The organism is Selenomonas ruminantium subsp. ruminantium ATCC 12561, assembly GCF_000424065.1.
GTDB classification, from domain to species: Bacteria; Bacillota; Negativicutes; order Selenomonadales; family Selenomonadaceae; genus Selenomonas_A; species Selenomonas_A ruminantium.
The window spans coordinates 20,805-27,601 of record NZ_AUJE01000039.1 but is presented as its reverse complement, the minus strand read 5'-3'; the positions used below and the strand labels follow the sequence as shown (position 1 = coordinate 27,601).

7 protein-coding genes are annotated in these 6,797 nt (G+C 49.4%); 1 reads left to right on the top strand and 6 read right to left on the bottom strand.

Annotation, left to right across the window (positions count from 1 at the left end; genetic code table 11):
• A partial coding sequence (locus tag G598_RS0112875; protein WP_157833229.1) for an IS3 family transposase occupies nucleotides 1-251 on the top strand: 251 nt, incomplete at its 5' end.
• Nucleotides 252-367: 116 nt separating this feature from the next.
• On the opposite strand, the gene G598_RS0112870 is transcribed toward G598_RS0112875, so the two are convergent.
• The 6 genes from G598_RS0112870 to G598_RS0112845 form a co-directional block, all read right to left on the bottom strand.
• The gene (locus G598_RS0112870; RefSeq protein ID WP_026767308.1) at nucleotides 368-2,098 is read right to left on the bottom strand and encodes a methyl-accepting chemotaxis protein; all 1,731 of its coding nucleotides are present in this window, start codon (nucleotides 2,096-2,098) and stop codon (nucleotides 368-370) included.
• Nucleotides 2,099-2,146: 48 nt separating this feature from the next.
• Nucleotides 2,147-4,078, bottom strand: coding sequence for a methyl-accepting chemotaxis protein (locus tag G598_RS0112865; protein WP_245582810.1), 1,932 nt, complete (start codon nucleotides 4,076-4,078; stop codon nucleotides 2,147-2,149).
• A 234-nt stretch (nucleotides 4,079-4,312) separates the two neighbouring features.
• Entirely contained in the window at nucleotides 4,313-4,855 is a 543-nt protein-coding gene (gene hpf / locus G598_RS0112860) for a ribosome hibernation-promoting factor, HPF/YfiA family (RefSeq protein WP_026767306.1), read from the bottom strand.
• A 173-nt stretch (nucleotides 4,856-5,028) separates the two neighbouring features.
• The gene (locus G598_RS0112855) at nucleotides 5,029-5,229 is read right to left on the bottom strand and encodes a cold shock domain-containing protein (protein ID WP_026760071.1); all 201 of its coding nucleotides are present in this window, start codon (nucleotides 5,227-5,229) and stop codon (nucleotides 5,029-5,031) included.
• Nucleotides 5,230-5,355: 126 nt separating this feature from the next.
• Nucleotides 5,356-6,075: an amino acid ABC transporter ATP-binding protein gene (locus tag G598_RS0112850; RefSeq protein ID WP_026767305.1), complete on the bottom strand. Its 720-nt coding sequence runs from the start codon at nucleotides 6,073-6,075 to the stop codon at nucleotides 5,356-5,358.
• The gene (locus tag G598_RS0112845; protein ID WP_026767304.1) at nucleotides 6,062-6,727 is read right to left on the bottom strand and encodes an amino acid ABC transporter permease; all 666 of its coding nucleotides are present in this window, start codon (nucleotides 6,725-6,727) and stop codon (nucleotides 6,062-6,064) included. The genes G598_RS0112850 and G598_RS0112845 overlap by 14 nt, the downstream gene beginning before the upstream one ends.
• Nucleotides 6,728-6,797: the final 70 nt, after the last annotated feature.

The window sequence follows — 6,797 nt, the reverse complement described above, 5'->3', positions numbered from 1 at the left end:
ATCACAAATTGGAAAAACAGGGAATGACCCAAAGTATGTCCCGTGTAGCCCACTGCATTGACAACGGGCCTATGGAAGGATTCTGGGGCATCCTAAAGCGAGAGATGTACTACGGCAAACGATTTACCAGCAAACAGAATCTAATAGATTCGATTGAAAACTACATTCAGTATTACAACTACAAGCGTGTGCAACGTAATCTCGGAATCCTAACACCGATAGAGAAACACACCTTGTATTTAGCCGCATAAAAAGACCGGCAGACGAATCTACCGGCCTAAGAAATCTTATAATTTTTTATTGTCCTCTTGACGGGGAGCGGTTCATCGCGGTCACCGCCTTTTCCCTTTGTATATTTGTATTGGGGTTAAACCTTAAATTCACCTACAGCAGTCTGCAGGCCATGTGCCAGCTGCGCCAATGCTTCACTTGCCGAAGCAATTTCTTCTGCAGCAGCGGACTGTTCTTCAGCGGCTGCCGAAACACTTTCCATATCCGCAGCTACCCGGCGGCTGTTGTCAGAAATCTTGCTGGAACGGGTACGGACATTTTCCGTATCGTTGGATACAATCTTGAGGTCGCCGCTCATGCCATGCGCTTTTTCAGCCACAGCATCCGAGGCTTCGAGAATCTTATCAAAAGCTGCCTTGAGCTGGCCGACGGATTCTGTACCTTCCTTGACAGCAGTATTGCCCTTTTGCATACCATTGACTGCATCCGTAGTCTCGCTTTGAATGGCGGCAATAAGCCCGGTAATGCGCTTGGCCGCATTCTGGGACTCTTCCGCCAGTTTCCGTACTTCATCAGCTACGACGGCAAAGCCGCGGCCATGTTCTCCGGCACGGGCCGCTTCGATAGCGGCGTTGAGTGCCAGCAGATTGGTCTGCTCGGCAATCCCCGAAATCGTCTCGACAATCTGGCCGATTTCCTGCGAACGCTGCCCCAGTTTGTCCACGGTCACCGTCGAACCATTGACGATTTCTTCTACGCTGACAATCTTATCGACAGCCTGGCCGATGGCACTGCTGCCATCCTGTGCCTGCTTATGGGATTCGGTGACATTGGCCGTAACCTCACTGGCTGTCTGATTAAGGTTCTCGATGGAGCGCATGGTGTTGTCAATGGATTCCATCGCCTCTTCAACGTCCTTCTGCTGCTCGATAACCGCGCCGGCAGAACTCGTTACCCGCTGCGCCACCTGCTCGGAAGCCAGTGCCGACTGATGGGCTGTCGCGGTAAGTTCCTGCGAAGAAGCAGCCAGCTGTTCCGTCGAGGTAATGACCTTCTTGATCAGATTATTAACGGTGATCCGCATATCACGGACAGCGGCTTCCATGCGGCCAAACTCATCACTGCGCTCGATGGTGCCAATCTTGCCGCCCGTACGGAAATCGCCGCGGGAAAGCTTTTCACAAACCAGGATAACCAGCTTCAATGGGTCAACAATCTGCTTGGTCACAAACGCAATCGCCAGCGTAAGCACCACGATGATCACTGCACACGTGGCAATCATGCGGAAGACCGCATTATTCATGTCCTCTTCGCCCTTGTCCAGCCCATTCTTGGCATCTTCCAAACTTCTATTCTGAACGGCTTCCAAATCACCGGACATCGCCACAGCCAGCGGCATAACCTTTTCCTGATAGAAATTCATCGGTGCACGCTCATCCTCACCTTCATAGGCATTCATCTGTAAAAGCTGTGCGGCATTGGCCTTATAGGCATCAAAGTCCTTGCGTACCTTGGCCGCCATTTCTGCCCGTTTCGGATGCTTGGCATGCAATGCCTCATATTTCTTCATGAAATCTTCTGCTTCACTTATAGCATTGTTGAATTTCGTCATCCTGTCCTGGCGTTGTTCCGGCTGCACAGTATAAGGCTGCAGACTGGCCTGAATCTGTGAGTAACGGGTGTTATAACGCACCTGTGAGCAATAGTAAATGCTCATGGTGTCCTCATTATAAAGCTCTTCCATATCTGCCCGCGCCGCTTTGATGGAGGTATAACCGACCCAGCCGACCACCACTGTGGCAATAAAGGCCATAACGCCAATAATGGCCAGTTTTTGTGCCACCTTTAAATTTCTTATAAAGCCCATAATCTACTTCTCCTTCCTGCATTATTCCTGCATCCCTGCACGCCTTCATCAGACATGGAACTTGCCCACAGCCTCCTGCATCTTTGTCGCCAGCGTTGCCAATGCCTGCGAAGCTGCTGCGATTTCCTCATTGGACGCTGACTGTTCCTCAGTTGCCGACGAAATGGTCTGCATGCTGTCAGAAGTCTTGTTGCTGATGTTATCAATGGCATCTACGGCCGTAACAATCTGCTCTGCGCCGATGGAAACCTCCGTTACAGCGCTGTTGATTTCTTCCATCTGGTTGTTGATGGCATCGACCTTGCTCATAATGTCTTCGAACTGTTCGCCGACATCGCGAATCGCCTTGGTTCCGAGCGTAACTTCCTCCGTGCCGCTCTGCATGGATTCAACGGCTCTGGCCGTCTCATTCTGAATGGAGGCAATCCGTTCCTTGATCTGTTCTGCCGATTCCTGCGATTCAGCAGCCAGCTTGCGGACTTCTTCGGCGACAACGGCAAAGCCACGGCCCTGTTCACCAGCGCGGGCAGCTTCAATCGCTGCATTGAGGGACAAGAGATTCGTCTGCTGAGCAATGGAGGAAATGGCCTCCACAATCTGCCCAATCTGCTGGGAACTTTCGCCCAAAGTCTTGACCACTTCCGAAGACGAAAGCACGCTCTGTTCGATAGCGCCCATCTTCTTGATGGCTTCTTCCATCAAGTCAGCACCTTTCTTGGCTGCTTCCGCCGTCTGATTGGAGGCCGTAGTAACCTGTTTGGCCTTAGCAGACATATCTGCAATATCGTGATAAACGCCATCCACACTGCCCTTGGCGCTGTTGATATCGCTGAGCTGCTGCGCTACATTGGCCACTACATCGCCCACCGTTTCTGCCACATGCACAGAAGCATCTGCCGACTGCTGAGCGTTCGCAGTAAGTTCTTCCGAGGATGCTGCCACCTGTTCCGAAGTCGTAGCCATCTGACGGATAAGATCCCGCAGATTCTCACTCATGGTATTAAACGCACTTGTCAGCGAGCCAATTTCATCACTGGAAGTAACCGCCAGCTTTTGCTGTGAGAGATTTCCCTTGGCCATTTCGCGGGCATGCTGTTCCAATGCCTCGATGGGATTCGTAATTTTACCGGAGAATTGGAAGCAAACACCTAAAACCAAAATTACCCCTACGAGCGTCAGCACACCATAAACCATTTTTAACGTGCTGACCGATGCAAATACATAGTCATAAGGTACGCTCATCGCAAACAGCCAGCCCGTGCTGGGTACCAGTGCATAACCGCAAATCATCTTGCCATCACGCGGACTGTCAAAAATAAAGACACCTGTGCCCTTTTTCAGCATTTCATCAAAATGGCTGCCAATTCCCGGCAAATCCTGAAATTGAGAACCAATCTGCTCATCTGTGCCAATTCCCAAAATCATGCCCGTCTTGTCATCGGCCACAGCTGCCATACCGGCTTCCCCGTGGTATTTCAGCTTGTCCACCTGCGCATCCACCACGGCCAAATCAATATCTGTACAAATTGCCCCATAAAATTGCCCATCTTTTTTAACCGGTGCTGCCGCAGATACCACCAGTTTATTGGTATTCTTATCTACATACGGGTCAGTAAAGACCATTTTACCCGCTTTTTTGGCATCGTTATACCAGGGACGAGTACGCGGGTCCAATGAACCAGTGCTCTTATTCTGGGTGCGGTAAGAGGCAAAATAGCCATCTTCCAGACCAATGTTCAAATCGAGAATCTCCGGGTCAGAAGCACCAATTGCCAGGGAAGCAATGCTCTTGGTACGCGTTTCATCCCCATTGAATTCCGTCATCAAATCGGCTGCATACTGTGCAGATGCACCCTTTTGCTCCAGCCAGCCATCCATCTGCGATGCAGCATCATTCATCGTAGCCGTCAATTCCTGCTCGACTGCCTGCTCCAGATTTTTGTCCGCTGTAAAAAAGCCAATAATAGAAATGACCGCCATTAAGGCGCCTACTATACCGGCTAAAACATAAAATTTTTGCCTGATGCCCATAAATACCATCCTCTCTCCATATCGTACATCCCAATTCAAAGTCATTTGTTTTTCTATTTCTACACCCAAAGTGGAAATCCTTTTGCTTATGGAAATTTTCTTGAAATATGTATGCGCAAAAAACCCGCATAGCTTTTGCAAGCTATGCGGGCATTGGGGAAGGGATTAACACCTATCAAACGGTTAATTTCCGGATTCAATCAGACCATAGTTACCATCGGTGCGCTTGTAGACCACCTGCACATCTTCGGTTTCGGAATTGCGGAACACGAAGAAATTGTGATTCAGAAGGTTCATCTGCATGATGGCTTCCTGTACATCCATTGGTTTGACCACGAATTTCTTGGTCTTTACCACCTGATATTCTTCATCATCAGCTGCTGTTTCAACCGGTGCAGACTTAAGCGCCTCAGCCTTGAAACCGCCACCACGGAAACGGCGCGCTAATTTCGTCTTCTGTTTGTGAATCTGGCGTTCGAGCTTTTCCACGACCAGGTCAATCGATGTGTACATATCCATCGTGGCTTCCTCGCCGCGAAGCAGGATGCCGCCCTGTACAGGAACCGTCACCTCAACAATGTGCCGCCCCTTCGATACGGTCAGAAGGACCGAAATATCACCAACATTTTCAAAATACTTGGTGACTTTGCCTACGCGTTTTTCCACATACTCGCGCAGGGAAGGAGTAATCTCGATGTTCTTGCCTCTTACAGTGAATGTTGCCATACGACACATCCCCTTTCTTTGATGCCGCAGGACTCTGCCTGCGGATAATTAGCAACTTATGAGGTTTATACTGTATATATTCGCCTAGCTGCGCAAAAACCCTTCTTTTATTTTCAATAAAAATAAAAAAGCCTTCCTTTTTTTCGGAAGGCTTTCATTAGCGTATAAAAAAATTATGCCGTTTTGCTGACATTGGAAGCCTGCGGACCGCGTGCGCCTTCCACAATGTCAAATTCAACTTCCTGACCCTCGTTCAGAGTCTTGAAGCCTTCATCATTGATAGCGGAAAAATGTACGAATACATCGTCCCCATCCTCGCGAGCAATGAAGCCGTAACCTTTTTCAGCGCTGAACCATTTCACTTTACCAACCATTGAGATTCCTCCTGTTGCTTAAAACCTGCCATCGGACACTTTCCAACGGCCTAACATCAATTATAATTGTTACTTATTGAATTGTCAATGTTTTCTTATACTTACAAACAAATGTACACGATTTTTTCACAACACTTTGGAAAGGAAACTCTGGGTACGTTCCTGCTGAGGATGTTCAAAGATTTCTGCCGGCGTTCCCTGTTCTAAAATGCCGCCGCCATCAATGAAGAGCACGCGGTCGGCAACCTCGCGGGCAAACCCCATTTCATGGGTAACGATAGCCATGGTCATGCCATCTTTAGCCAGCGAACGCATAACGTCCAAAACCTCGCCGACCATTTCCGGGTCCAGGGCTGAAGTCGGCTCGTCAAAAAGCATGACTTTAGGTTCCATCGCCAGTGCCCGGGCAATGGCCACACGCTGCTGCTGTCCGCCGGAAAGCTGGCTGGGATAGTTATCCGCCTTATCCGCCAGACCAACCCGCTCCAAAAGTTCACGGGCTTTTTTCTCAGCATCTGCCTTGCTGACCTTCTTGACTTTTAGCGGTGCCAGCATGATGTTTTCGAGTGCCGTCATATGCGGGAACAGATTGAATCGCTGGAACACCATGCCCACTTCTTCACGCACTTTATTGATATTGGCTTCGCCATCCAGCGGCGTGCCTGCCACCGTGACCTTGCCGCTGGTGGGTTCCTCCAGATAATTCATGCAGCGCAGAAGCGTGCTCTTGCCGGAACCGGAAGGGCCAATCAGTGCGACCACTTCCTGCGGTTTGATATGGAGATTGACCCCTTTGAGCACTTCAACCTCGCCAAAGGCCTTATGTAAATTTTCAATGACGATCATCTTTTGCAAACCTCCACTCCAAGAATGCGACAAAGCGGGAAATGGTCAATGTCATAATCAGATAGATTATCGCAACACAGGTCCAGATTTCCACCGAGGCATAGGTTTTGGCGATAATGAGCTGACCACGGCGGGTGAGTTCCTCAAAACCGATAACCGATACCAGCGAAGAATCCTTCAAGAGGGCGATAAACTCATTGCCCAGCTGGGGAATAACCCGCTTAAAAGCCTGCGGCACCACGATATAGCGCATGGTCTGTACCCAGGTCATGCCCAAGGAACGCCCGGCCTCCATCTGCCCCTTGTCGATGGACTGAATGCCGGAACGGAAGATTTCCGCGACATAGGCACCGGAGTTCAAGCCGCAGGCGCTGATGGCTGCCACATAGGGGTCGCTTCTCTGCCCTGTCATCAAGGGCAGTGCAAAATAAACCAAAAAAATCTGAATCAAGAGCGGTGTTCCGCGGAAAAAATCCACGTATACGGCCGCTATCCAGCGGAAAATCTTAATCCGGCTGATACGGGCAATGCCCATAAACAGACCGATGATAATACCAACTGCCACCGACAGTGCCGTTATCTTGATTGTAATGCCCGCCCCCAACAGGAGCAGCGGGAAGGATTGTATCACCAAGTCAACATTAAAATCCATTTTCTTCACCTTGCTTATAATTATTCATTAATCATGTATAATTATAGACTAAATTTTTAAGAGTGTCAAC